This is a genomic window from Streptomyces cadmiisoli, assembly GCF_003261055.1.
GTDB classification, from domain to species: domain Bacteria; phylum Actinomycetota; class Actinomycetes; order Streptomycetales; family Streptomycetaceae; genus Streptomyces; species Streptomyces cadmiisoli.
The window spans coordinates 5011339-5034238 of sequence record NZ_CP030073.1 but is presented as its reverse complement, the minus strand read 5'-3'; the positions used below and the strand labels follow the sequence as shown (position 1 = coordinate 5034238).

Below are 22900 nucleotides of genomic sequence, written 5' to 3'. Positions count from 1 at the left end.
TCTCCGCGCGTAGACACGCGGACCTTCTAAGCTGTCCTCCATGGCGAAGTGGACCCCCAAGCACGAGGCGCCGGAGCCCCTGGAGGGCCCCGTCGTCGGCACGGTCATCGGCGGCACGATCGTCTGGTTCGCCCTCTTCCTGGCGCAATTGCCCTTCTACGGCTGGTTCGACGACCACGGGCACACCTGGTGGCTGTGGACCTGCCTGGCCGGCGGCGGCCTCGGACTGTTCGGCATCTGGTACGTCCGCCGGCGGGACGCGGCGATCAGACGCGCGGCACGCGAGGAGACGACCGCCTCGACGGACTCCGTACGGCCGCTCCCGTAGTCACCCCTACAACCGTGGCACTACGGCCGTCCTCCCGTGGTCGGATCTTCACCGCGCTCGGGGGGTGAAGCCCCAGATCCGCACGTACCGTCGAATGCATGACGCACATCGACGCGGGTGCCGACCTCGGCCCCGCGCATCCCGCACGCGTGCCGTCCCCGACCACCGGGCTGACCGCCGCCGAGGTCGCCGAGCGGGTGGCGCGCGGACAGGTCAACGACGTGCCGGTGCGCAGCAGCCGGTCGATGGTCGACATCGTCCGCGCGAACGTCTTCACCCGGTTCAACGCGATCATCGGCGTGCTCTGGGTGATCATGCTGTTCGTCGCTCCGATCCAGGACAGCCTGTTCGGCTTCGTGATCCTCGCCAACACCGGGATCGGCATCGTCCAGGAGTGGCGGGCGAAGAAGACCCTGGACTCGCTCGCCCTGATCGGCGAGGTGCGGCCGACCGTGCGCCGCGACGGCATCGCCGCCGAGGTCGGTACGTCCGAGATCGTGCTGGACGACCTGATCGAGATCGGTCCCGGGGACAAGGTCGTCGTGGACGGCGTGTGCGTCGAGACCGACGGGCTGGAGATCGACGAGTCCCTGCTCACCGGTGAGGCCGATCCCGTGGTCAAACGGGCCGGCGACGAGGTGATGTCCGGCAGCTTCGTGGTGGCCGGCGGTGGCGCGTTCCAGGCCACCAAGGTGGGACGCGAGGCGTACGCCGCCCAGCTCGCCGAGGAGGCCTCCCGCTTCACCCTGGTCCACTCCGAGCTGCGCTCCGGTATCTCCACGATCCTGAAATACGTGACGTGGATGATGGTCCCGACCGCGATCGGCCTGATCATCAGCCAGCTGGTGGTCAAGGAGACCGCCTTCAAGGACTCCCTCGCGCGGACCGTCGGCGGCATCGTGCCGATGGTCCCGGAGGGCCTGGTCCTGCTCACCTCGGTCGCCTTCGCGATCGGGGTGATCCGGCTGGGCCGCAAGCAGTGCCTGGTGCAGGAACTGCCGGCGATCGAGGGACTGGCCCGCGTCGACACCGTCTGCCTCGACAAGACCGGCACCCTCACCGAGGGCGGCATGGACGTCACCGAGCTGCGCCCGCTCGACGGCCACGACGAGGAGTACGTGCGCCAGGTCCTCGGCGCGCTCGGCGAGTCCGACCCCCGGCCGAACGGCTCCCTCCAGGCGATCATCGCCGCCTACCCGGACAGCGACGACTGGCGCTGCGTCGAGTCGCTGCCGTTCTCCTCCGCCCGCAAGTACAGCGGGGCGTCCTTCAGCGAGGGCAACGGGGAGAGCAGCACCTGGCTCCTGGGCGCCCCGGACGTGCTGCTCCCGCAGGACGATCCCGCACTGGCCGAGACCGGTCGGCTGAACGAGGAGGGGCTGCGGGTCCTGCTGCTGGCCCGTGCCTCCGGCGAACTCGACTCCCCCGACATCACCCGGTCGGCCAAGCCCGCCGCGCTGGTCGTGCTGGAGCAGCGGCTGCGCCGGGACGCCGCCGACACCCTGCGCTACTTCGCCGAGCAGGACGTCCGCGCCAAGGTCATCTCCGGTGACAACGCGGTGTCGGTGGGCGCCGTGGCGGGCAAGCTCGGGCTCAGCGGCGACACGGTCGACGCCCGCCGGCTGCCCGCCGACACGGAGGGCATGGCGCGGGCCCTGGACGACGGCACGGTGTTCGGCCGGGTCACCCCGCAGCAGAAGCGGGAGATGGTGGGCGCGCTCCAGTCACGCGGACACACGGTCGCGATGACCGGTGACGGTGTGAACGACGTCCTGGCGCTGAAGGACGCCGACATCGGGGTGGCGATGGGCTCCGGCTCGGAGGCGACCCGGGCGGTCGCCCAGATCGTGCTGCTGAACAACAGCTTCGCCACGCTGCCGTCGGTGGTCGCCGAGGGCCGGCGGGTCATCGGCAACATCACCCGGGTCGCCACGCTGTTCCTGGTGAAGACGGTCTACTCGGTACTGCTGGCGATCCTGGTGGTGTGCTGGCAGGTCGAGTACCCCTTCCTGCCCCGCCATCTGACCCTGCTGTCCACGCTGACGATCGGCGTCCCGGCGTTCTTCCTCGCTCTCGCGCCCAACAGGGAACGGGCACAGCCGCACTTCGTGCGGCGCGTGATGCGGTACGCGATCCCGGGCGGGGCGCTGGCCGCGGTGGCGACGTTCGCGACGTACCTCGTCGCCCGGCACCACTACACCGGGCCGGGCGCGCTGGACGCGGAGACGAGCGTGGCGACGCTGACGCTGTTCCTGATCTCGATGTGGGTGCTGGCGATCATCGCCCGGCCCTACACCTGGTGGCGGATCGCGCTGGTCGCGGCGATGGGCGCGGGATTCCTGGTGGTGCTGGTGGTGCCGTGGCTCCAGGAGTTCTTCGCGCTGAAGCTGGTCGGCATGACGATGCCGTGGATCGCGGTGGGCATCGCGGCGGTGGCGGCGGCCGTCCTGGAGCTCGTGTGGAGATGGGTCGACCGCCGCGTTCCCGCTCAGGGCTTTCGGGCGCTGCCTACTTCACGTCGACGAAGTCGCCGGCCGTGGTGACCGCCGGGGTGGTCGCCGTGCCCGCGAAGGTGAAGCGGTAGTAGCCGTCGACCGAGGCCTTCACCGTGGTCTTCAGGGTGCCCGTGGTGGTGGTCCTGATGCCCTTGACGTTGGTGTAGTTGGTGGTGCCCGCCTTGCGGAACTGGAGCACCACGGGCTGGGTGGAGTACCCGGCGTACTTGCCGCTCTCCCAGTTGGCGCGGCTCAGCTTGCCGGTGACCGTGAGGGTCTTGCCCTTCTTCACCGGCTCCGGGGCGGCGTCGACCGTCAGCTTGGAGTTGCGCTGCACCAGGGTGGTGGCGAGGCCGCCCTGGTCGGCGTAACCGACCTCGGCCGGGTCGAAGGTGTCGTCCAACGGGTCCTGCCCGTTGTACGCGATGGCCAGCGCCGCGCCCTTCCAGGTGCCGGCGTCGGTGTTGAGCAGGTCGCCCTCGCCCGGGTAGACGTCGATCTTTCCGGTGCAGGTGGCGGCGGTCGCGGAGACGCTGGTGCAGCTGCCCGGATTCACGCCGAAGAGAGTGGCGGAGGGTGTGTCCAGGGCGCCCCGGTAGAGGTACGGGGCGGTCAGGAAGTCCGCCGCGGTGATGTCGACGTCCGCGCCGTGGGTCATCGTGTAGGTGACCGTGGTCGAGTAGCGGCCGGTGGTACCGACCTTGATCGCCTTGGCGACCTTGAAGCCGGAGAAGGAGACGTCCAGGTCGTACGGCTCGTCGAGGGCCGCCCCGGCGGAGGCCGCGGCGCCGGTGGACCCGTGGGCGGCCTGCCAGATCTTCGCGACGGACTCGCGGTGGTCGGCGGCGGGACCGGCGGCCTGCGAGGCCGGCACGGCGAGGGCGGACAGGGCCAGGGCGCCGGTCACGGCGGCGACGGTGGCTCGTATGCGCATGGATTCCCCAGTGAGTGGTCGAGGAGCCGGTCGGCTCGTCTGATCAGACAGGCGAGGGCCGTACGGGGTTGCTCCGCCGGGCGAAAAGGCGCCCGGCCCCGGACGGCTTCCGGGACCGGGCGGTGAAGTCGGGGCCGCCGAGGGCTACTTCACGTCGACGAAGTCACCCGCGACGACGGCCGGGGCCGTGCTCGTGATGCCCGCGTAGTTGAAGCGGAAGTAGCCGTCCGAGGCCGCCTTGACGGTCGTCTTCAGCGCGCCGCTCGCGGCGGTCTTGATGCCCTTGACGTTGGTGTAGTTGGTGGTGCCCGACTTGCGGTACTGGAGCACCACGGACTGACCGCTGGGCAGTCCGGAGTACGAGCCCGTCTCCCAGTTGGCACGGCTCAGCTTGCCGGTGACGGTGATGGTCGCGCCCTTCTTCACCGGCTCCGGGGCGGCGTTGACGGTCACCTTCGACAGGCGCTGGAGCTTGTGGGTCTTGCTGTAGTCGTCCCAGAAGACCTCCTGGCTGTTGGCCAGAACGCCGACGCTGACGTGCCAGTTGCCGGCCAGGGCGTTGGCGTACAGGAAGCCGATGCCGTCGCCCCCGTCGTCGCCGGGCCGGGCGGTGATGGTGAGCTTGCAGGTCGAGGTGGTGTCGCTGCTCGCGGTGCAGGTGGCGTACTCCTCGTTCGGCGGGAGCCAGCCGTCGACGTCGTACTCGACGTCGGTGCCGTGCCACAGGTCGATGTAGGCGTCCTGGATACCGGAGGGGTGGCTCGCGGTCACGGAGACGGTGAAGGTGCGGACGGTCGTGGTGCCGAAGACCAGGTTCTTGCCGGCGTTCACCGTCACGTTGGAGATGGTGGGCGCGGCGGCCGCCGCGCGGGCGGTGGACTTGGCGCCGGAGGTGCCGAAACGCTCGGCCGCGGTCGGCCGGTCCAGGTTCACGGCACCCTGCGAGTCGGCCTGGGCGGCCGGGACGACCAGGGCGGAGAGGGCCAGGGCGCCGGAGACGGCGGCCACGGTGGCACGTATACGCATGCGTTCCCCACGAGGAGAAAGGGGCCCCGCTGCCCTGCGCAGCATGCGGCTCGTGAGCACGGCGAGACCCGAGTGATCGTGGAGCCTGTTGGCTCAGGCGATCAGACCCGTGCCGGAAGTGAAAGGTTGTACGAATGACGGAAGTTGGACGAGAAAGTCGTACGGCCCCGGATGGCGTCCGGGGCCGTACGGCGAACGTTCAGCCGTCGTTCGACGGCTGGACGGTCGTGGTTACTTCACGTCGACGAAGTCACCCGTGGCGGTGGACGCCGCCGTGTTGGTGATGCCCGCGTAGGAGAAGCGGTGGTAACCGTCGACCGACGCCTTGACCGTGGTCTTCAGGGCGCCGCCCGAGGCGGTCTTGATGCCCTTGACGTTGGTGTAGGTGGAGGTGCCCGCCTTGCGGAACTGGAGCGTCACGGACTGGCCGCTGGGCAGGCCGGCGTACGAGCCCGTGTCCCAGTTGGCGCGGCTCAGCTTGCCGGTGACGGTGAGGGTCGCGCCCTTCTTCACCGGCTCCGGGGCGGCGTTGACCGTCAGCTTCGACAGGCGCTGGAGCCGGGTGGTGCCCATGTTGTCCTGCTCGGCGTAACCGATGTTGTCCCAGTTGGCGTCGTCGGCCAGCGGGTCCTCACCGTTGAAGTCGACGGCGTAACCGCCGATCTTCCAGCTGGTGGCGTCGGCGTTGGTCAGCTCCAGGTCGGGGTAGATGTCGATCGTGGCCTTGCACGAGGCCGTGGTCCCCGACGTCGCGGTGCAGGCCGGCCAGTCGTCGCCGTAGAGCAGGTTGGTCGGGCTGGCGTAGTCGCCGCCGCGCCAGATCTCGACGTCGAAGAAGAGCTCGGGGTCGGTGAGGTCGACGTCCGCGCCGTGCGTGACGGTGTAGGTGACCGGCACGGACTTCATGGCGGTGGTGCCGACGACGATCGGCTTGCCGCTGTTGACCTTCACGTTGGAGAAGGTGAAGTCCAGCGCGTACGGCGCGCCCGCCTCGGCGGCGGCGAAGGAGCCGCGAGCGGACTCGGCGGCGGCGGCCTGGCGCACCGACTGCACGGACCGCGCGATGTCGTCAGGGCTGTACGAAGTGCTGTCGGCCTGAGCGGCCGGAACGACCAGGGCGGAGAGGGCCAGGGCGCCGGAGACGGCGGCCACGGTGGCACGTATACGCATGCGTTCCCCACGAGGAGAAAGGGGCCCCGCTGCCCTGCGCAGCATACGGCTCGTGAGCACGGCGAGACCCGAGTGATCGTGGAGCCTGTTGGCTCAGGCGATCAGACCCGTGATCGTGGTGAAAGGTTGTACGAATGGCGAAAGTTCGGTGAACAAAACCTACGGCCCCGGATGGCGTCCGGGGCCGTGCGGTGAACGGTCGGCCGTCGTTCGACGGCTCGACGGTCGTGGTTACTTCACGTCGACGAAGTCACCCGTGGCGGTGGACGCCGCCGTGCTGGTGATGCCCGCGTAGGAGAAGCGGTAGTAGCCGTCGGCCGAGGCCTTGACCGTGGTCTTCAGGGCGCCGCCCGAGGCGGTCTTGATGCCCTTGACGTTGGTGTAGGTGGAGGTGCCCGCCTTGCGGAACTGGAGCGTCACCGACTGGCCGCTGGGCAGGCCGGGGTAGCCGCCGGTCTGCCAGTCGGCACGGGTCAGCTTGCCGGTGACCGTGAGGGTCGCGCCCTTCTTCACCGGCTCCGGGGCGGCGTTGACCGTCAGCTTCGACAGGCGCTGGACCTTGTGGGTCTTGTACACCTCGTTGTCGTAGAGGCCGCCGTCGTTGGAGATGACCGCGACGGACGCCTTCCAGGTACCGGCCAGCGAGTTCGCGTGCAGGTCCCAGCCCGGCTGGGCGGTGACGGTGAACTTGCAGGTCGACGTGGTCGCGCTGCCGGCGGTGCAGGTGCCGGGGTCGATCTCGCCGAGGAAGCCGTCGATGTTCTCCGCGTCGCTGCCGTGCCACAGGTAGAAGTACGAGCTGTAGATGCCGCTGGCGTGGCTGGCGGTGACGCTGACCGTGAAGGTCTTGACGGCGGACGCGCCGACGACGACCGACTTGCCCGAGTTGATGGTCACGTTCGACACGGTGGGCAGGGCCGAGGCGGTGGTACGCGCCGTCTTGGCCGGGAACTCGGCGAAGTCGGCGGCGCTGGGCAGCCGGTTCCCCGGCGCCGGGGCGTCGGCCTGGGCGCCCGGAACGGCGAAGGCCGACAGGGCCAGAGCGCCGGTCACGACGGCGAGGGTGGCACGCATGCGCATGTCTGTGTTCCCCACGTGGAGTGGGGCCCCGTCACTCCTTCGCCGCACAGTGGGCAGGCGGGCACGACGAGGCCCGAGTTGATCCAGGGAGCCTGTTGGCTCAGGTGATCAGATTCGTGACGTGCGGGAAGGGTTGTACGAACAATGGAATATCCGTGCGACGTCCGTCACACCTCCGGGCCGGCCCCGTCCTCCTCCGCGCGCCTCAGTCGAACCAGCGGTCCCGGGCCAGCTCCGCCGTCCGTGACGGGTCCTCCAGGAGTGCCGCCACCTCGAAGCGCCTGGGCCACTGGCCCGCCGCCCAGGCGAGGCCCGCGGCGACGCCCTCCAGCGTCGCGGCGTGCAGCGACCCGTCGGAGGCGACCCGCCAGTCGATCTCCACCCCGCCGACGATCAGCTCCTCGTGCTCGACGTAGGTCTCCGGCGTCCGCGGGCCCAGCAGCACCCGGACGGACTCCGGTACGTCGTGCTCGGTGCCCTCGGAGTCGACGTCGCCGGTGACGGACTCGCTGAGCCGGCGGACCTGGAACAGCTCCGCCAGGTCGGCCGCCCGCGCGGGCGGCACCGGCAGCAGGGGGACACCCGCGGTGAACGGCAGCAGGTCCGGGGAGTCGACGACCACGGCGTCGGCCGCGTCCACGACCTCGACCCGACCGTCGACGACCGCCCGCAGCTCGTCCGGCAGGGTCACCTGCTCGGGGTCGATCTCGGCCAGCGCGCCGTAGAGGCCGTGCAGTTGCGCGCCGGTGACGTCCCGCTCCGGGTCGGCGAGCCGGTCGAGCAGTTCGGCGGCGCCGCCCGGCTCGTCGAGGAGGGCCGCCACCGACGTCCGTACGCCGAGCGCCCGCAGCACCTGCTCGTCGTCGAACCCGGTCGCGTCGGCCTCGTCGTACAGGCCGCGCAGCAGCGGGTCGCCGCCGGCGGCGAGCAGTCCGGCCGGGCGGCGTCCGTCGAGCACGGGGTGGCCGCGCAGCCACCACGCGGTGTACGGCCGTACGACCTCGTGGGTGCCGTCCGGCAGCAGGATCCGCACGGGCTCGACCAGCGCGTCCCGCAGGGGCGGCTGCGACAGCATGGCGAGCGCCTGCGGCCATTTGTCGTCGTCGACGAGGTCCAGGTCCCGTACCGCGACCAGCTCCGTCGCCACCGGCGGCACCGGCGAGTCCGGGAAGCGGTCGAGCACGTCCTCGGACCAGACGTCGACCGCGTCCAGCAGGCCGGGGTCGTCGGGCTCGGCGAAGTCCCCTTCGCGGGGCTCCAGTTCGTCGGGGTCGAGGACGACGTCGGTGGCGCGGACCAGCGCGAAGCCGGCGAGCACCCCGCAGGCGGCGAGCGGCTGCTCGCCGTGGCGCTCGGCCAGTTCGGCGTCGACGTAGGCGAGTTCGCCCTCCCGCATGATCCGTGCGAAGGCGCTGCCGGGCAGGACCAGCTCCCCGGCCGGCGCCGGCTCCCCCTCCTCGTCCGGCAGGGCGAGAGCGCCGAGCCAGGGCTCGTCACCGGGTTCCAGCCCGGCCTCGCGCACCAGCGCGAGAACGGTGTCCGCCAGCTCCTCCGCGTCCGGGGCGTCCTCTTCCCAGACGAGCCCGCCGTCGTCGTCCAGCGAGGCGGCGACGGCGGCGCGCACCTGCGGGGTGGTGAGCACGGCGCGCGGTGTCGCGGGCAGGGCGCCGAGCTTCTCCAGGAGGGGGTGCGCGGCGTCCGGGTGGGCGACCTTCAGACCGAGCCGGGCAAGGACCTCGGGGTCGATCGGCGCTTTCTCCCCCGTCGGAAGGAGCACCTGCCGGGGCCCGATGGTGGTACGGCCGTCGGCCAGCGGCACGGGCAGGCCGGTGAGCCGGTCGGGATCGACGCCGGCCAGGCTGTCGTACAGCCGCCGCCACCAGCCGGGCTCCTTCTCCAGCCCGGCCAGCCGGTCCACGGCGTCGGTCAGCGGCACCCGGGCGACGCCGAGTGCGCGCAGTTCGACCCGCCGTTCCAGTCCGGCGGGCAGCAGCGTGGGCAGCACCTCGGCCAGCACCCGCACGGTGTCGGCGCCGGCGCCCTCGACGACCTCGGCGTCCCGCGGCCGCAGGGATTCGGGCAGCTCCTCGGATCCGTCGCCGGCGGGCGGTACGGCCGGCGGCAGGAACGACGTGCGCGGCAGCCGCCGGAGGATCGCCTGCCGCAGGGCGCCGTCCAGCTCGCCCTTGCCGAGCGGGCCGGGCACGAGATCGATGATCGGCTCGGCCACCGGCCGCCACTCGGCGAGGAGTCCGGCGTACGCCTCGGCCGCGCGCTCGACGAGGAAGTCGGTCAGCGGGCCGGGGGCGGCGTGCCGGCGGGTGGTGTCCAGCGGGAACGACGCGATGAGCAGGGCGGGCACGCCGAGGGGTTCGTCGCTGGGGGTGGGGGCGTGCACGACGGGGCCGGTGCGCGGGCGCTCCGGGGCGCCGTCGCCGTCGACCGGCACCGCCCAGGTCACCGACCAGTGCGGACGCAGCCGCTCCTCGACCGGCCGGTCCACCAGCAGGTCGCGGGACAGCTCGCCGTGCGCGGCGACGGTGCGCCAGCGGGTGGTCCCGTCGCGGGTGTCCTCGACGACGGTCAGCTCGCCCTCCGTGCGGCGCCGCAGGGTGCGGGGCGCGTCGTCGCCGATCTCGACGACGGCTTCCGCCAGTCCCGGCAGGGTGAGCAGCAGCGAGTCGTCGACGGCGTTCAGCAGCCGCTCGGCGAGGTCGGTGGCGGCGGTGTCGCGCAGCGGCAGGATGACGACGGTGTCGTACGGGTCGGGAGCGGTGCCCTCGGCGGCGAACGGCAGCCGGAGCAGCGGTACGTGCCCGTCGCGCCGGCGGATCTCGTCGCCCAGGCCGGGGCCGCGCAGCGCGGTCTCGGCGGCGAGGTCGCGGGCCTCGGCGAGGGACCAGCGGACGCCGCCGTGCCGGCCGACGACGGCGGGCTCGTCGGTGACGGCGAGGACGGAGGCGAAACCGACGCCGAACCGGCCGACGGAGGGGGTGTCCCGCTTGGCGGAGGCCCGGAGGGTGGCCAGCGACTCGACGCCGTCGGCGTCCAGGGGTGCGCCGGTGTTGGCGGCGACGAGGACGCCGTCGCGCAGGGTGAGCCGCAGCCGGCCGGGGACGCCCGCCCGGGCCGCCGCGTCGGCGGCGTTCTGCGCCAGTTCCACCACGAGCCGGTCCCGGTAGCCGCCGAGGACGAGGTCCTCCTCGGCGTTCGCGTCCTCCCGGAACCGCGCCGGACCGGCCGCCCAGGCGTCCAGCACCCCGCGCCGCAGACGAGCCGTCCCGAAGGGATCCGCGCCTTCGGCGGCCGGCCGCACGAACTTGCTCACGTTCACTCTCCTCATCGGCGTGAGGAGAAGGTATCGCGCGAAAGCGACGACGGTGACGTCGAACGAGCCCGCCGCCGCTCACCCCGTACGGCGGACGGCCCCCGCGAACGGCGGGGGCCACCGGACAGGAGCACGCGCTAGCGCCGCGCCGCTAGGAATGCCCCAGTTCCGCCGCCGACTCGTCGGAGATCTCCGGGACGGAGCCGGATCCGCGTTCGGGGCGCAGCGGGAACTCGTCCACCCGCGTCTCGTCGATCACCGGCGGCGCGGGCTGCGGGGGCTTCGGCATGACCGCGGCCTCGGAGTGGCCGCCGCAGCCGTAGGCCAGGGACACGAGCCGGCCGTCGGCCGGCGAGAACTCGTTCGCGCAGACTCCGAAGGCCTGGCCCAGCGAGCCTCCGATCGGCATCAGGAAGCCGCAGCTCACACAGGCCGCGGGGGCCGCCTGGGCCATCGGGGTCTTCGGGCCGAACGCCTCCTCCCAGCGGTCGGCGGCCACATGCAGCCCGTACCGGGACAGGACCCGGGCACGGCGCAGGCCCAGTTCCTCCGCGATCGCGGCGATCGAGCCGCGCGAGGGCGCGGCCGGGAGGGTGGCCGGCGGACCCGCCGTGACCTCGGCGTCCTCCGCCTCCACCAGTTCCGCCATGTCCTGGGACACCGCGGAGTTCGGCGGCGGCTCCTCCTCGCCGGTGTATCCCGGCTCCAGGCGCAGGTCCTCGGCGTCCGTGGGCAGCAGGTCGCCCGGTCCCATGTCGCCGGGGCGCAGCCGCTCGCTCCACGGCACCCACTCGGGTGCCAGCAGCGCGTCCGGGCCCGGCAGCAGGACGACCTCGTCCAGCGTGACGACCTTCGCGCGGGACGCCCTGGCCACCGTGACGGCCCAGCGCCAGCCGCGGTACCCGAGCTCCTTGCACTCGAAGAAGTGCGTGACAACGCGGTCGCCCTCGGTCGTCAGCCCGGTGTGCTCCCCGACGACGCCGGGGGCGGCCGCCTCCTCGGCGGCGGTACGGGCGAGGTCGACGGCCTCGGCGCACAGACGGTCGGGGGTGCGGCTTCGCGTTGTCGCTGCGCTCACAGGTATCGCTTCTCTCCTACGCCGTCTCATGAGTGCGGATGCCACCGGCGGCGGGGCGAACGGAGCGGACCTGGGGACCGCGTCGACGTCCGCGCGCCATCGCGCTCGGGCGCACCTGTCACCATCCATTCTGCGGGATGGCCGAGATACGCACGCTACCTGTTCGCCGACGCTTGTCCTACACCGACGGGACTCTTCGCCGCTTCGCACCGTTCTTTCCCCCCGCGCCGTCGTGCCAGTCGGCTGCAAAGTGCGGGCCGCGCGCGCGGTAACGGCACTATCGACGGCAGTGTGGGGGCACTATGAACGTCGTGGCAGCCACCAAGCCCCCCGACGGCGTCACCGGCGCCGGCGGGATCAGGGTCAGCGGACGGGGTGGCGGTTCGGGCCGGCTGGGCGGGTCCGTCCGCCGGTTCGGCCGTGCGCTGCATCTGCCGCTGACCGGCACGGCGCGCGGCATCCGCAAGGCGACCCACGCGCACGGCGCCGGCGAGTCGGGGCTGGGCAAGCTGATCGAGCTGCACGCGGTGAACGGCGCCGGCGATGTCATGATCACCGTGGCGCTGGCCTCCACCGTCTTCTTCTCGGTGCCGACCGACGAGGCCCGCGGCCGGGTCGCGCTGTACCTCGCGATCACGATGGCGCCGTTCACGCTGCTCGCCCCGGTGATCGGCCCGCTGCTCGACCGGGTCCCGCACGGCCGCCGCGCGGCGATGGCCTGCGCGATGCTGGCGCGGGCCCTGCTGGCGCTGGTGCTGTCCGGGGCGGTGATCACGGGCAGCATCGAGCTGTATCCGGCGGCGCTCGGCGTGCTGGTCGCGTCGAAGGCGTACGGCGTGGTCAGAAGTGCCGTGGTGCCCCGGCTGCTGCCGCCCCGGTTCTCCCTGGTGAAGGCCAATTCCCGGGTCACGCTCGGCGGGCTGCTGGCCACCGGTGTGGCGGCGCCCATCGGGGCGGGGCTCCAGGTGGTCGGACCGCGCTGGCCGCTGTACGGCGCGTTCGTGATCTTCATGCTCGGTACGTTCCTGTCGTTCACCCTGCCGCCGAAGGTCGACTCGGCCAAGGGCGAGGACACCGCGCTGCTCGCGGCCGACGAGTCGCATCTGCACGGGCCGCACCGGCGTCCCGTCAAGCGGCCGGGACTGCGGACGGTCGGCACCGCCGTGACGCACGCGCTGGGCGCCAACGCGGCGATCCGCTGCCTCGCCGGGTTCCTGATCTTCTTCCTCGCCTTTCTGCTGCGCGAGCATCCGATGACCGGCCAGAGCGCGGCGGTGTCGCTGGGGATGGTGGCGGTCGCGGCCGGCCTGGGCAACGCGTGCGGCACGGCCGTCGGGGCGTGGTTCAAGGCGCGGGCTCCGGAGCTGATCATCGTGACGGTCGTGGCGGTCGAGCTGGCCGTGGCGATCACCGCGGCGGTGTTCTTCGGCGCGGTCCTGGTGGCCTGTCTGGCGGCGGTCGCCGGGTTCGCGCAGGCGCTGGCCAAGCTGTCGCTGGACGCGCTGATCCAGCGCGACGTGCCGGAGCTGGTGCGCACATCGGCGTTCGCCCGCTCGGAGACACTGCTCCAGATGTCCTGGGTGATCGGCGGCGCGATCGGCATGGCGCTGCCGCTCAACGGCCCGCTCGGCCTGACGGTGGGCGCCGTCATCGTCGCCGCCGGCTGGCTCACCACCGTCCGGGGCCTGCTCGCGTCGGCCCGGCACGGCAGCTCCTCGCGCACCCGGGTCTCCTGACCGCGGAGCGGGCGATTCGGCGCCCCGTCCCGGTCCGCCGGGCGGGCGACGGGAGCCGCTGCCGGGCGAGTGGCCTAACGCACGGCACGCCCCGCACCCCACGTGGGGAGAGGGCCGGGCCTGCCCGATAGCCTTCGGCCATGACCACGATGCAATCCGTCCTGCGACGCCGCCGCGCCGTCGCCGCCGCCGGCGCCGTTTCCGCCGGACTGCTCGTCCTGTCGGCCTGCGACAAGCCGACACCGATCGCGACGATCACCGTCGGATCGGACTCGGTCAACTCCGAGGCCACCTGCTACAACGACGGCGCGGCCCTGAAGACCGAACAGCTGGCCGAGTGCCTGAAGGGCACCGACATCAAGTCCATCTCGGTCGACCCCGACGAGACCGTGCGATTCGGTGTGGACCCGGAGATCGCGGACAAGGGCTGGACGATCCTGATGAACGGTCAGCCGCTCACCGACGCCAGCAAGAAGACCTACCGCACCATCCCGGGCAGCGTGTTCTTCAACGCCCAGTACGGCGCCGAGGGCAACTCCACGCTGGTCTCCGTCCTGGAGGGCGACCAGCAGAGCGCCGTCGGCGTGTGGTCCTTCAAGCTGAAGAAGGACTCCTGACCACGTCCTCGCCCACCCGGATCCTCGTGGCCACCGCCGTCCCGGCCGAACGGGACGCGGTGGCCCGGGCGTTCCCGGAACCCGGCAGGGACGTACCGCTCCCCGGAGCCGTCGTGCACCGGCTCCCGGCCGGCCCCGACCTGCTCGCCGCCGGTGTGGGCCCCGCCTCGGCGGCCGCCGCCACCGCGGCCGCCCTCACCGCCGCCGCGCTGGCCGGCACCCCGTACGGCCTGGTCGTCTCCGCCGGCATCGCGGGCGGATTCGCGCCCGCGGCGCCCGTCGGCTCGCTCGTGGTCGCCGACGAGATCACCGCGGCCGATCTGGGCGCCGAGACCGCCGACGGCTTCCTGCCGGTCACGGAACTGGGCTTCGGCACCGTCACCCACCGTCCGCCGCCCGCGCTGGTCGGCGACGCCGCCGCCGCGGCGGGCGCCGCGGTCGGCCCGGTCCTCACCGTGTCGACGGTGACCGGCACCGCCGCCCGCGCGGCCGCCCTGCGCGCCCGCCATCCGCGGGCCCTGGCGGAGGCGATGGAGGGCTTCGGCGTCGCCGAGGCCGCCGCCGCGCACGGCACGCCCGTCCTGGAGGTGCGCGCGGTGTCCAACCCGGTCGGCCCCCGCGACCGCGCCGCCTGGCGGATCGGCGATGCGCTGACGGCACTCACCGGCGCTTTCGGGAAGCTCGCGCCCGTTCTGGAGAGTTGGAGACAGACATGAGCCCTGACACCCGGTCGCTGCGGATCGCGTACTCCCCCTGCCCGAACGACACCTTCGTCTTCGACGCCCTGGCGCACGGCCGGGTCCCCGGCGCCCCCGGGCTCGACGTGACCTTCGCGGACATCGACCTCACCAACGGCATGGCCGAGCGGGGCGAGTCGGACGTGCTGAAGGTGTCGTACGCGGTGCTGCCGTACGTCCTCGACGAGTACGCGCTGCTGCCGTGCGGCGGGGCGCTCGGGCGGGGCTGCGGGCCGCTGGTGCTCACCCGGGAGCCGGGCCTGGACCTGAAGGGCCGGACGGTCGCCGTGCCGAGCGAGCGGTCGACGGCGTATCTGCTGTTCCGGCTGTGGGCCGCGGACACCGTGCCGGGCGGGGTGGGCGACATCGTGGTCATGCCCTTCCACGAGATCATGCCCGCCGTGCGGGACGGCAGGGTGGACGCGGGCCTGGTGATCCACGAGGCCCGCTTCACGTATCAGAACTACGGGCTGCACAAGCTCGCGGACATGGGCGAGCACTGGGAGGACACCACCGGGCTGCCCATCCCGCTGGGGGCGATCATCGCCAAGCGGTCGCTGGGCGCCGAGACGCTGACGCGGCTGGCCGAGTCCGTTCGCACATCCGTACGGATGGCCTGGGACGACCCCGAGGTGTCCCGTCCCTATGTGCTGGAGCACGCGCAGGAGATGGACCCGGCCGTCGCCGACCAGCACATCGGGCTCTACGTCAACGAGTTCACCGCCGGTCTCGGCGCCGACGGCTACGCGGCGGTGCGCGGTCTGCTCACCCGCGCCGCGGCCGAGGGGCTGCTGCCGCCCCTCGGACCGGACGCGCTGGATTTCCCCTGAGCCGACTCACACGTCGAGCTGGTCGGCGACCGCGCGGAGCAGACCGGCGATCTGCTTTCCGGACGCCTTGTCCGGGTAACGGCCCTTCTCCAGCATCGGAGTGATGTTCTCCAGAAGCGTCGTCAGGTCCTGGACGATGGAGGCCAGCTCGTCCGGCTTCTTGCGCTGAGCGGCCGCGACCGAAGGCGTCGGGTCCAGGATGATGACCGAAAGCGCCTGGTCGCCGCGCTGTCCGGCGACAACTCCGAACTCCACGCGCTGACCCGGCTTGAGCGTCTCGACTCCGGCGGGGAGAACCGAGGAATGTACGAAGACGTCACCGCCGTCGTCACGGGAGAGAAAGCCGAAGCCCTTCTCACTGTTGAACCACTTGACCTTGCCGGTAGGCACGTCTGTCCTCGTCCTCGTACTCGTCGGAAAACTGCTTCTGAAACGGCTCTTGATAGCACTTGGGCGGGTCCGTCCATGACCCGCCGGTACCAAGGCTAATGGTCTTCAGGCCGGTGACAAGACGTCGCCCGGTTGTTCCTTCGCGCTGGGAACTACCCTGGTCCGGTGCGTGACAAAACCCAACCGAATTCCGCCGCGCCCGGTGACCGACTGATCCGCGCCGGTGCCGTCGTCTTCGTCGTCGGAGCCGTGGCCACTGTCGTCACGGTGGCCCCGCTGTTCCTCGGCACGACGCCATTTCCGACTTACATGTTCGTGCTGAGCATGCTCATGGGGGTCGGCTTCCTCATCGCCGGCGCCGGGGTGTTCCAGTCGATCGCCGCGGGCCGGAATCAGGCACGCGGGGCGTCGGCCGCCTCCGGCAGGCCGGGCGTCCCGGACGCGTCGAGGTAGGCGGACAGCCAGGCCGGGAACTCGCCGAGGCCGCCGAGCACGACGTCCGCGCCGGCCGCGCGCAGTTCGGCGGCGTCGCACGGACCCGTCGGTACCGTCACCGACAGCGCTCCGGCCGCACGGGCGCCGCGCACGTCGCCGGTGTGGTCGCCGACGTACACGGCCGCGCCGAACTCGCGCAGTGCTTCCGCCTTCGCCTCCGCCCACAGGTCGCCGACCACCGCGTCCGGCTCGAGACCGAGGTGGGCGAGGTGCAGCCTGGCGTTGGGCTCGTACTTGGCGGTGACGACGACCGCGCGCCCGCCGGCCGCCCGGACCGCCTGTATCGCCTCGTGCGCGCCGGGCATGGCGGGCGTCGCGGAGATGGCGATCGACGGGTACATGGCGCGGTACACATCGGCGACGGCGGGCACCTCCGCGGCCGGGAACCAGTGGCGCAGCTCCTCCTCCAGCGGCGGCCCGAGCCGCGTGATCGCCAGGTCGGCGTCGATGTACGTGCCGGTCCGCTCGGCCAGCGCCAGATAGCAGGCGCGGATCCCGGGGCGCGAGTCGATGAGCGTCATGTCGAGGTCGAAGCCGACGGTCGGCGGGCGAAGAGTCATATGGGCCATTCTGCCCAGCCCCGTCCACCGCCCCGGAAGGGGGGCGCCCCCGCCCCGGGAGGGGCCCGCCCTACCGCTCCTTCTGCGAGCGCCACACCAGGAACAGCGCCGACGCCACCGCCGCGCCGCGCAGCACCCAGGGCCAGGTCTCGGCGAGCGCGCCGTTCATCCCGCCGTCGGGCACGGGGCTGCCCCAGCGGCCGTCGGTCCGGCCCCACAGCCAGACGAAACCGGCGGTTACCGCCAGCGCGGGCAGACCCATGACCGCCCACTTCACCTCCGCCCTGGTCAGGCGGCGCGAGGCGTAGGCGATCAGCCAGCCGAGGGCGAGGGCGAGGAGGTTGCCGAGCACCGCGCCGGCGACCAGGAGGGCGGCGGCCAGGAGCAGCAGGGGGTTGCTCCAGGTGCCGGGGGACGGCAGCAGGCGGCGCCGGGCGGGCGCCTCCTCGGAAGCCGACTCCTCGGGGACCGGCCCGGCCGCCGGTTCGGGTTCGGGCTCGCGCGCGGTCTGCTTCGGCGGCGGCTTGAGCAGTTCCGGGATCTCCACCCCGCCGACGAACCCCGGCACGCTGTCGCCCACCCCGAAGGGGCTGCTGTCCACCCGCCACCAGTCGGGCTGCGCGGCGCTGTCCCCCAGCTCGTGCTGACCGGCGCGGTGCGGCGGGGCGGGGCCGTCGGCGGGTGCCGGGACGGGCGGTTCGGCCTTGCGGGGGCGCGGCAGGGAGCCGCGCGCGGTCTTCGGCTGCCGCGGTTCCGGGCGCCGCTCGCCGCGCTGCACCGGCAGGACGGCCGGCGGCGGCTCGGGCGCGGCTCCGGCCCCGCCCGCGGCGGCGACGACGTCGTCGGGGCTGCCCATGCGGGAGAGGATGCGGCGGACGGCGGCGGGACTGTCGACGACGGCCTTGGCGCGGCGCCGGTCGATCTCGTCGCGCAGTTGCGAGACCAGGCGCATCCGGGTGGCGGAGGAAAGCTGCTGCTGCTGGGCCACGTCACCGACGCGGCTCAGATACTCGTAGACGACCTTGTCGCTCTCGATCCCCACGCTGTCCCCTCCGGGGCGGGTGTGCCGGATTCCCCGTGGGACGACGGTAGCGCAGGCCCGCGGGGCGGGTGCGCGTCACGCACGGCTCGCACACCAGCGGGTACTCCCCTCCCGGCGATCGGCGCGACGCTCCCGTGGAATTCCCCCTCGATTGCCGGGCGGTCCGCGGATTCCCGTCGTTTTCCCCGATGCCCCTGATGCCTCCGGGGTCTCCGCGGTCTTCGGTGTCTCCGGTGTCTTCGGTGTCTTCGGTGTCTTCGGTGTCTTCGGTGTCTTCGGTGTCTTCGAATTCCCGCGACCGGAGGCACGGTTGCCGGAAGCTTGATGACGGCCGTGCGCCGGGTGGCCGGTGATGCCGGAATCCCCCCGCGAATTCATCCGGGGGCGGTCCCGGAAACGTTCCCTCCGCGCACCGGCCCCCGGCGCGGACGGCCGCACTCCCTGGCCGGGCCCGCCACCCGCTACCGTGGACCGGATGAGCAGCGACGAGAAGCCGGCCGCCCCACGGTCCCTCGCGGAGGCGCTCCGTGGGCGGGACGACGCCTCGCTGGCCGCGCTCCTGCGCAGCCGGCCCGATCTCATCACGCCCGTCCCCACCGACCTGACCCAGCTCGCCACCCGGGCCGGCACCCGCGCGTCCGTGGTCCGCGCCCTGGAACGGCTGGACCGGTTCGCGCTCCAGACGGCGGAGGCACTGGCGGTCGCGTCGGACCCGGCGACGTACGAGGAGTTGCTCGGGCTCCTGTCCGGCGACGAGGGGGACGCGCTGGTCGCCGCGGCGCTGCCGCGCGCGCTCGGCTCGCTGCGCGAACAGGCCCTCGTGTGGGGGGACGACGACCGGCTGCGGCTGGTGCGCACGGCCCGCGAACTGCTCACGCCGACCCCGCAGCACCCGTCGCCGACCGGACTGGGCCCGAGCGTCCAGGAGTCGACGGCGGGCATGTCGCCGGGCCGTATCCAGGAACTCGTCACGGCCGCCGGACTGCCGTCCACGCACGACTCGGTCTCCGCGGCCACCGCCCTGTCCGCCCTGTTCTCCGACCGGCGCCGGATGGCCGCGCTGCTCGCGGGTGCCCCGGCCGAGTCGCTGGAGGTGCTGGAGCGGCTCGTGTGGGGGCCGCCGTACGGGCAGGTCACGCCGGATCCGGCGCCCCGGCTGCGCTGGCTGCTCGACCGGGGGCTGCTGCTGCCGACCGCGCCCGGCACGGTCGTGCTGCCCCGCGAGGTGGCGCTGCACATGCGCGGCGGCCGTGCGCATCACGCCCCCGAGCCCGTGCCGCCGCCGGTGGAGGGCGCCACCGCGTACCGTCCACAGGTTGTGGACGCGACGGCGGCCGGGCAGGCGTACACCGCGCTGACGACGGTCGAGGAGCTGCTGAAGGACTGGGACGAGGGCGGGCCCGCGGTGCTGCGGGCCGGCGGGCTGAGCGTGCGCGACCTCAAGCGCACCGCCGTCGCGCTGGACGTGCCCGAGCCGGTCGCGGCGTTCTGGGTCGAGCTGGCGCACGCGGCGGGCCTGGTGGCGTCGGACGGCGAGGCGGACGAGCGGTACGCGGCGACCCCGGCGTACGACGAGTGGCTGGAGCAGCCGGCCGCCGAGCGCTGGACGCGGCTGGCGCGCGCCTGGCTGGCGGCGACCCGAACGGCCGGGCTGGTCGGCGGGCGGGACGCGAAGGACCGGTCGCTGGCGACGCTCGGCCCGGGTCTGGACCGCTCGGCCGCGCCGGAGGTACGGCACCGGGTGCTGGGCCTGCTCGCCGGGCTGCCCGAGGGGTCCGCGCCGACGGCGGGGTCGGTACTGGCCCGGCTGCGCTGGGAGCGGCCGCTGCGGGGCCGTGAGGGCCGGCGGGAGGCCGTAGCGGACAACGGCCGGAGCGCCGCCACCGAGGTCGCGCGCGAGGACGACCTGCGCACCCGGCTCGCCCAGTGGGCCCTGTCCGAGGCGGAACTGCTCGGCGTGACCGGCCGCGGAGCCCTGTCGGCGCACGGACGGGCACTGCTCGGGGCGCACGCTCCCGCGCACGAGCCGACCGACGACCCGCAGGGCCCCGGCGACAAACTCCCCGTCCACCACCGTCCGCCCACCCCGCCGGAGCCGCTGGCGCCCGCCGAGCAGTCCGCCGCCTGCGCCCTGGCCGCCCGGCTGCTGGCCCCGCTGCTGCCCGAACCACTGGACCACGTCCTGCTCCAGGCCGACCTCACGGCCGTCGCGCCGGGCCCCTTGCAGCGTCCGCTCGCCGACATGCTGGGCGTGCTCGCCGACGTGGAGTCGAAGGGCGGCGCGACGGTCTACCGCTTCACGCCCGGTTCCGTACGCCGGGCCCTGGACGCCGGCCGCAGCGCCTCCGACCTGCACGCCTTCCTCGACCGGCACTCGCGTACGCCGGTGCCGCAGCCACTGGCGTACCTGATCGATGACGTGGCCCGCCGGCACGGCCGGCTCCGGGTGGGCGCGGCCTCGGCGTATCTGCGCTGCGACGACGACGCGCTGCTCAACGAGATCCTCGCCGACCGCAGGGCCGCGGGCCTCGGGCTGCGCCGCCTCGCGCCCACCGTGCTGGCCGCGCAGACCGACCCGGCCGCGCTGCTGGAGGGGCTGCGCGCGATGGGTTTCGCGCCGGCCGCCGAGTCGGCCGAGGGCGACGTCCTGATCACTCGTGCGCATTCCCACCGCACCCCGCCGCGCAGCGCGCCCGAGCCGGTGCCGGACGGCCCGCCCGCCCCCGACGCGACCCTGCTCGCCGCCGCGATCCGCGCCATCCGGGCCGGTGACCTGGCCTCCACGGCCCCGCGCAAGGCGAGCGGCACGGCCACCCCGGTCACCGGCGGCGAACTGCCGCGCACCGGTTCGGCCGAGACCCTCGCCACCATGCAGGCCGCCGTGCTGACCGGCCAGGCCCTGTGGATCGGCTACGTCAACGCCGAGGGCGCCGCCAGCCAGCGGGTGATCGCGCCGGTGCGGGTCGAGGGCGGTTTCGTGACGGCGTACGACCACACCGCGGACGAGGTCCGCACCTACCCGCTGCACCGGATCACCGGGGTGGCGGAGCTGGCCGACGAGCAGACCTGAGAGCGGGGACCCGGCCACCGGACCGTGTCACCCGGTGGAGGGTAGGGCCGAATTCATGCACGCCACGCCGGACACTTCCCACCGATGAGGGAGCTTGCGGGCCGATCCGCATCCGGCCGCGGGACGCCGGGCAGCCACCGGATGTCCTGATCGAGTCCGGGCCGCCCGGAAAGGGTGGCTCGGGTCAGTGCAGTTGAAAGGAAGTGCGTCCTATGCGTGCAGCCCGTCGTCTCGCGGCCGTCCTGACCGCCACCGCCCTGATGATCGGTGCGTTCGCCGGCCAGGCCGCGGCGATCGGCATCGATGTGGCCGGCCTGGTCATCGAGACACCGCCCGTCTGACGGTCCGCGCACCCGATCGGGCCGGTCCCGGCGCCCCGGGGCCGGCCCGCCCCGACTCATCCGAAAGGCCCGCACCTCCCGATGCGTTCCAAACTCCCCGCCGGCGCCCACCGTGCCGTCGCCGTCTCGGCCGCCGCGCTCGTGACCGCCGCCGCGCTCGTCGCGGCGCTCGCGCCCGAGGCCTCCGCCGCCCCGGCCGCGCCGCTGCCGCTGCCGATCACCGCGGGCGGCGGCGAACCGCTCGTCAACGTCGACGGGCACGTCTTCGCCCAACCGCTGGTCAACAACATCAGCCTGCCCACTCCGAGGTAGCCCGGCGCGTCCGGTAGCTGTCTCCTTCGAGCCGCACGATCTCGGCGTGGTGGGCCAGCCGGTCCACCATCGCCGCGGCCGAGGGACCGCCGAACACCTCGTCCCACCTGTCCAGGGGGCGGTCGCTGGTCACGATCAGCGACCCGCGCTCGTAGCGGTGCGCCACCAGCCGGAAGAACAGCCGGGAGGTGTCGGCGTCGAAGGGGACGTAGCCGACCTCGTCGACGATCAGCAGCGCGCGGGCGTCGAGGGCGCCCAGTTCCTCGGTGAGCCGGCCCGCCGCCTGCGCCCCCGCCAGCCGGGCCGCCCAGCCGGCGGCCGTGTCGAAGAGCACCCGGTGCCCCGCCTGGCAGGCGCGCACCCCGAGCCCGACGGCCAGATGCGTCTTGCCGGTGCCGGGCGGCCCGACGAACACCGCGTTGGCGTGCGCCGTGACGAAGTCCGTCTTGCCGAGCCGGGCCACGGCCTCCCGGTCGAAGACCCGGGGGTGCTCGGCGTCGAAGTCCTCCAGCGCCTTGCGGGCCGGGAACCCGGCGGCCCGGATGCGCTCCTCGGCCCCGGTCTCGACGGCCGGCGGACCCGCCTGCGCCGGGATCGGCGCGAGGGGCCGCACCGGCTCCGGAACGTCCCGGTGCTCCTCGTGCCGGCCGCGCTCGGCCTGCGCGGCCATCGGACCCGACATGTAGGCGAGGATCGCCGCGGACACGATGAACGCCATGTGGATGACCGTGCCCCACAGCAGGGAGTGCCGCGCGGTGTGGTGCACGTCGACGAACATCTGGAGAAGATGGACGGAGGAGATGCCCACGATGGCGGTGGCCAGCTTCACCTTCAGTACGTTGGAGTTGACGTGGGACAGCCACTCCGGCTGATCACGGTGGCCCTGGAGACCGATGCGTGACACGAACGTCTCGTAGCCGCCGACGATCACCATGATCAGCAGGTTGGCGATCATGACGACGTCGACGAGCTTGAGCACGGCGAGCATGACGTAGGTCTCGGTCGCCGCTCCGGTCACGCACCGGAGGATTAAGGTCCACAGTTCGTTGAAGAATTTGTAGACGTACACCCCCTGCGCGGCCACCAGGCCGAAGTAGAGCGGGGCCTGGAGCCAGCGGGTGGCGAACAGGGCGTAGCCGAGGGTGGTGGTCGGCGGGGACGGGGCACGAGTGATGGCCTGCACGGTCGGCCATTCTTCGCAGCCGCGGCCGTACAGGTGAAACCGCTCCACTCCCAGGAATGAATAGACATCCTGTAGGACGGGACGTACGGCCCTTGGGCGGCCACGAACCGATCGGGCGACGATCAGGCACACTGGACGTTCGGCCGTA

At 73.0% G+C, this 22900-nt stretch carries 20 protein-coding genes; 10 read left to right on the top strand and 10 right to left on the bottom strand.

Translation table 11 applies throughout. The annotated features are described in order from the left end of the window. The first annotated feature begins 40 nt into the window (after positions 1-40). Both DN051_RS21885 and DN051_RS21880 read left to right on the top strand, forming a co-directional pair. Entirely contained in the window at positions 41-328 is a 288-nt protein-coding gene (locus tag DN051_RS21885; protein ID WP_112439335.1) for a DUF2530 domain-containing protein, read from the top strand. Positions 329-426: 98 nt separating this feature from the next. Then, entirely contained in the window at positions 427-2871 is a 2445-nt protein-coding gene (locus DN051_RS21880; RefSeq protein WP_053760834.1) for an HAD-IC family P-type ATPase, read from the top strand. Here DN051_RS21880 and DN051_RS21875 read toward each other — a convergent pair. The 6 genes from DN051_RS21875 to DN051_RS21850 form a co-directional block, all read right to left on the bottom strand. Then, the gene (locus DN051_RS21875; protein ID WP_112439334.1) at positions 2837-3757 is read right to left on the bottom strand and encodes a hypothetical protein; all 921 of its coding nucleotides are present in this window, start codon (positions 3755-3757) and stop codon (positions 2837-2839) included. The genes DN051_RS21880 and DN051_RS21875 overlap by 35 nt on opposite strands. A 144-nt stretch (positions 3758-3901) precedes the next feature. Beyond that, positions 3902-4783, bottom strand: coding sequence for a calcium-binding protein (locus DN051_RS21870; protein ID WP_112439333.1), 882 nt, complete (start codon positions 4781-4783; stop codon positions 3902-3904). Between the two features lie 231 nt (positions 4784-5014). After that, entirely contained in the window at positions 5015-5953 is a 939-nt protein-coding gene (locus tag DN051_RS21865) for a hypothetical protein (protein ID WP_112439332.1), read from the bottom strand. Between the two features lie 231 nt (positions 5954-6184). Then, on the bottom strand, positions 6185-7033 hold the full coding sequence (locus tag DN051_RS21860; protein WP_112439331.1) for a calcium-binding protein: 849 nt from the start codon (positions 7031-7033) through the stop codon (positions 6185-6187). Between the two features lie 205 nt (positions 7034-7238). Next, on the bottom strand, positions 7239-10361 hold the full coding sequence (locus DN051_RS21855; RefSeq protein WP_053762007.1) for a sacsin N-terminal ATP-binding-like domain-containing protein: 3123 nt from the start codon (positions 10359-10361) through the stop codon (positions 7239-7241). Positions 10362-10512: 151 nt separating this feature from the next. Then, positions 10513-11439, bottom strand: a complete 927-nt coding sequence (locus DN051_RS21850; RefSeq protein ID WP_053761968.1) for a DUF3027 domain-containing protein — start codon at positions 11437-11439, stop codon at positions 10513-10515. A 311-nt stretch (positions 11440-11750) separates the two neighbouring features. Between DN051_RS21850 and DN051_RS21845 the strand changes: the two genes are divergently transcribed. The 4 genes from DN051_RS21845 (at position 11751) to DN051_RS21830 (ending at position 15359) form a co-directional block, all read left to right on the top strand. Further along, positions 11751-13175: an MFS transporter gene (locus DN051_RS21845; protein ID WP_053762008.1), complete on the top strand. Its 1425-nt coding sequence runs from the start codon at positions 11751-11753 to the stop codon at positions 13173-13175. Between the two features lie 140 nt (positions 13176-13315). Beyond that, positions 13316-13792 (top strand): hypothetical protein, encoded by a 477-nt coding sequence (locus DN051_RS21840; RefSeq protein ID WP_053761969.1) that lies wholly within the window; start codon positions 13316-13318, stop codon positions 13790-13792. Then, positions 13762-14508, top strand: coding sequence for a futalosine hydrolase (locus DN051_RS21835; protein WP_234388981.1), 747 nt, complete (start codon positions 13762-13764; stop codon positions 14506-14508). Before DN051_RS21840 ends, DN051_RS21835 begins: the two co-directional genes overlap by 31 nt. Further along, positions 14505-15359: a 1,4-dihydroxy-6-naphtoate synthase gene (locus tag DN051_RS21830; RefSeq protein ID WP_053761970.1), complete on the top strand. Its 855-nt coding sequence runs from the start codon at positions 14505-14507 to the stop codon at positions 15357-15359. Before DN051_RS21835 ends, DN051_RS21830 begins: the two co-directional genes overlap by 4 nt. A 6-nt stretch (positions 15360-15365) precedes the next feature. Here DN051_RS21830 and DN051_RS47300 read toward each other — a convergent pair whose 3' ends face one another. Next, positions 15366-15749: a cold-shock protein gene (locus DN051_RS47300; protein ID WP_053761971.1), complete on the bottom strand. Its 384-nt coding sequence runs from the start codon at positions 15747-15749 to the stop codon at positions 15366-15368. A 165-nt stretch (positions 15750-15914) separates the two neighbouring features. On the opposite strand from DN051_RS47300, the gene DN051_RS21820 reads away from it, so the two are divergent. Further along, a complete protein-coding gene (locus DN051_RS21820; protein WP_053761972.1) occupies positions 15915-16202 on the top strand; it encodes a hypothetical protein in 288 nt (95 codons plus the stop codon). Here the strand turns inward: DN051_RS21820 and DN051_RS21815 are convergent. Together DN051_RS21815 and DN051_RS21810 are read right to left on the bottom strand one after the other, a co-directional pair. Further along, entirely contained in the window at positions 16142-16813 is a 672-nt protein-coding gene (locus tag DN051_RS21815; RefSeq protein WP_079001532.1) for an HAD family hydrolase, read from the bottom strand. The genes DN051_RS21820 and DN051_RS21815 overlap by 61 nt on opposite strands. 61 nt (positions 16814-16874) lie before the next feature. Beyond that, the gene (locus DN051_RS21810; RefSeq protein ID WP_053761974.1) at positions 16875-17846 is read right to left on the bottom strand and encodes a hypothetical protein; all 972 of its coding nucleotides are present in this window, start codon (positions 17844-17846) and stop codon (positions 16875-16877) included. Positions 17847-18321: 475 nt separating this feature from the next. Between DN051_RS21810 and DN051_RS21800 the strand changes: the two genes are divergently transcribed. The 3 genes from DN051_RS21800 to DN051_RS21795 all read left to right on the top strand — a co-directional run bounded on the left by DN051_RS21800 (position 18322) and on the right by DN051_RS21795 (position 21569). Beyond that, entirely contained in the window at positions 18322-20916 is a 2595-nt protein-coding gene (locus DN051_RS21800) for a helicase C-terminal domain-containing protein (protein ID WP_053761975.1), read from the top strand. Positions 20917-21128: 212 nt separating this feature from the next. Then, positions 21129-21257, top strand: a complete 129-nt coding sequence (locus tag DN051_RS47295) for a hypothetical protein (RefSeq protein WP_267890906.1) — start codon at positions 21129-21131, stop codon at positions 21255-21257. A gap of 81 nt (positions 21258-21338) precedes the next feature. Beyond that, on the top strand, positions 21339-21569 hold the full coding sequence (locus DN051_RS21795; RefSeq protein ID WP_112439330.1) for a hypothetical protein: 231 nt from the start codon (positions 21339-21341) through the stop codon (positions 21567-21569). Here DN051_RS21795 and istB read toward each other — a convergent pair. Beyond that, the gene (gene istB / locus DN051_RS21790; RefSeq protein ID WP_112442378.1) at positions 21547-22752 is read right to left on the bottom strand and encodes an IS21-like element helper ATPase IstB; all 1206 of its coding nucleotides are present in this window, start codon (positions 22750-22752) and stop codon (positions 21547-21549) included. The two genes, DN051_RS21795 and istB, sit on opposite strands and share 23 nt — an antisense overlap. Between the last annotated feature and the right edge of the window lie 148 nt (positions 22753-22900).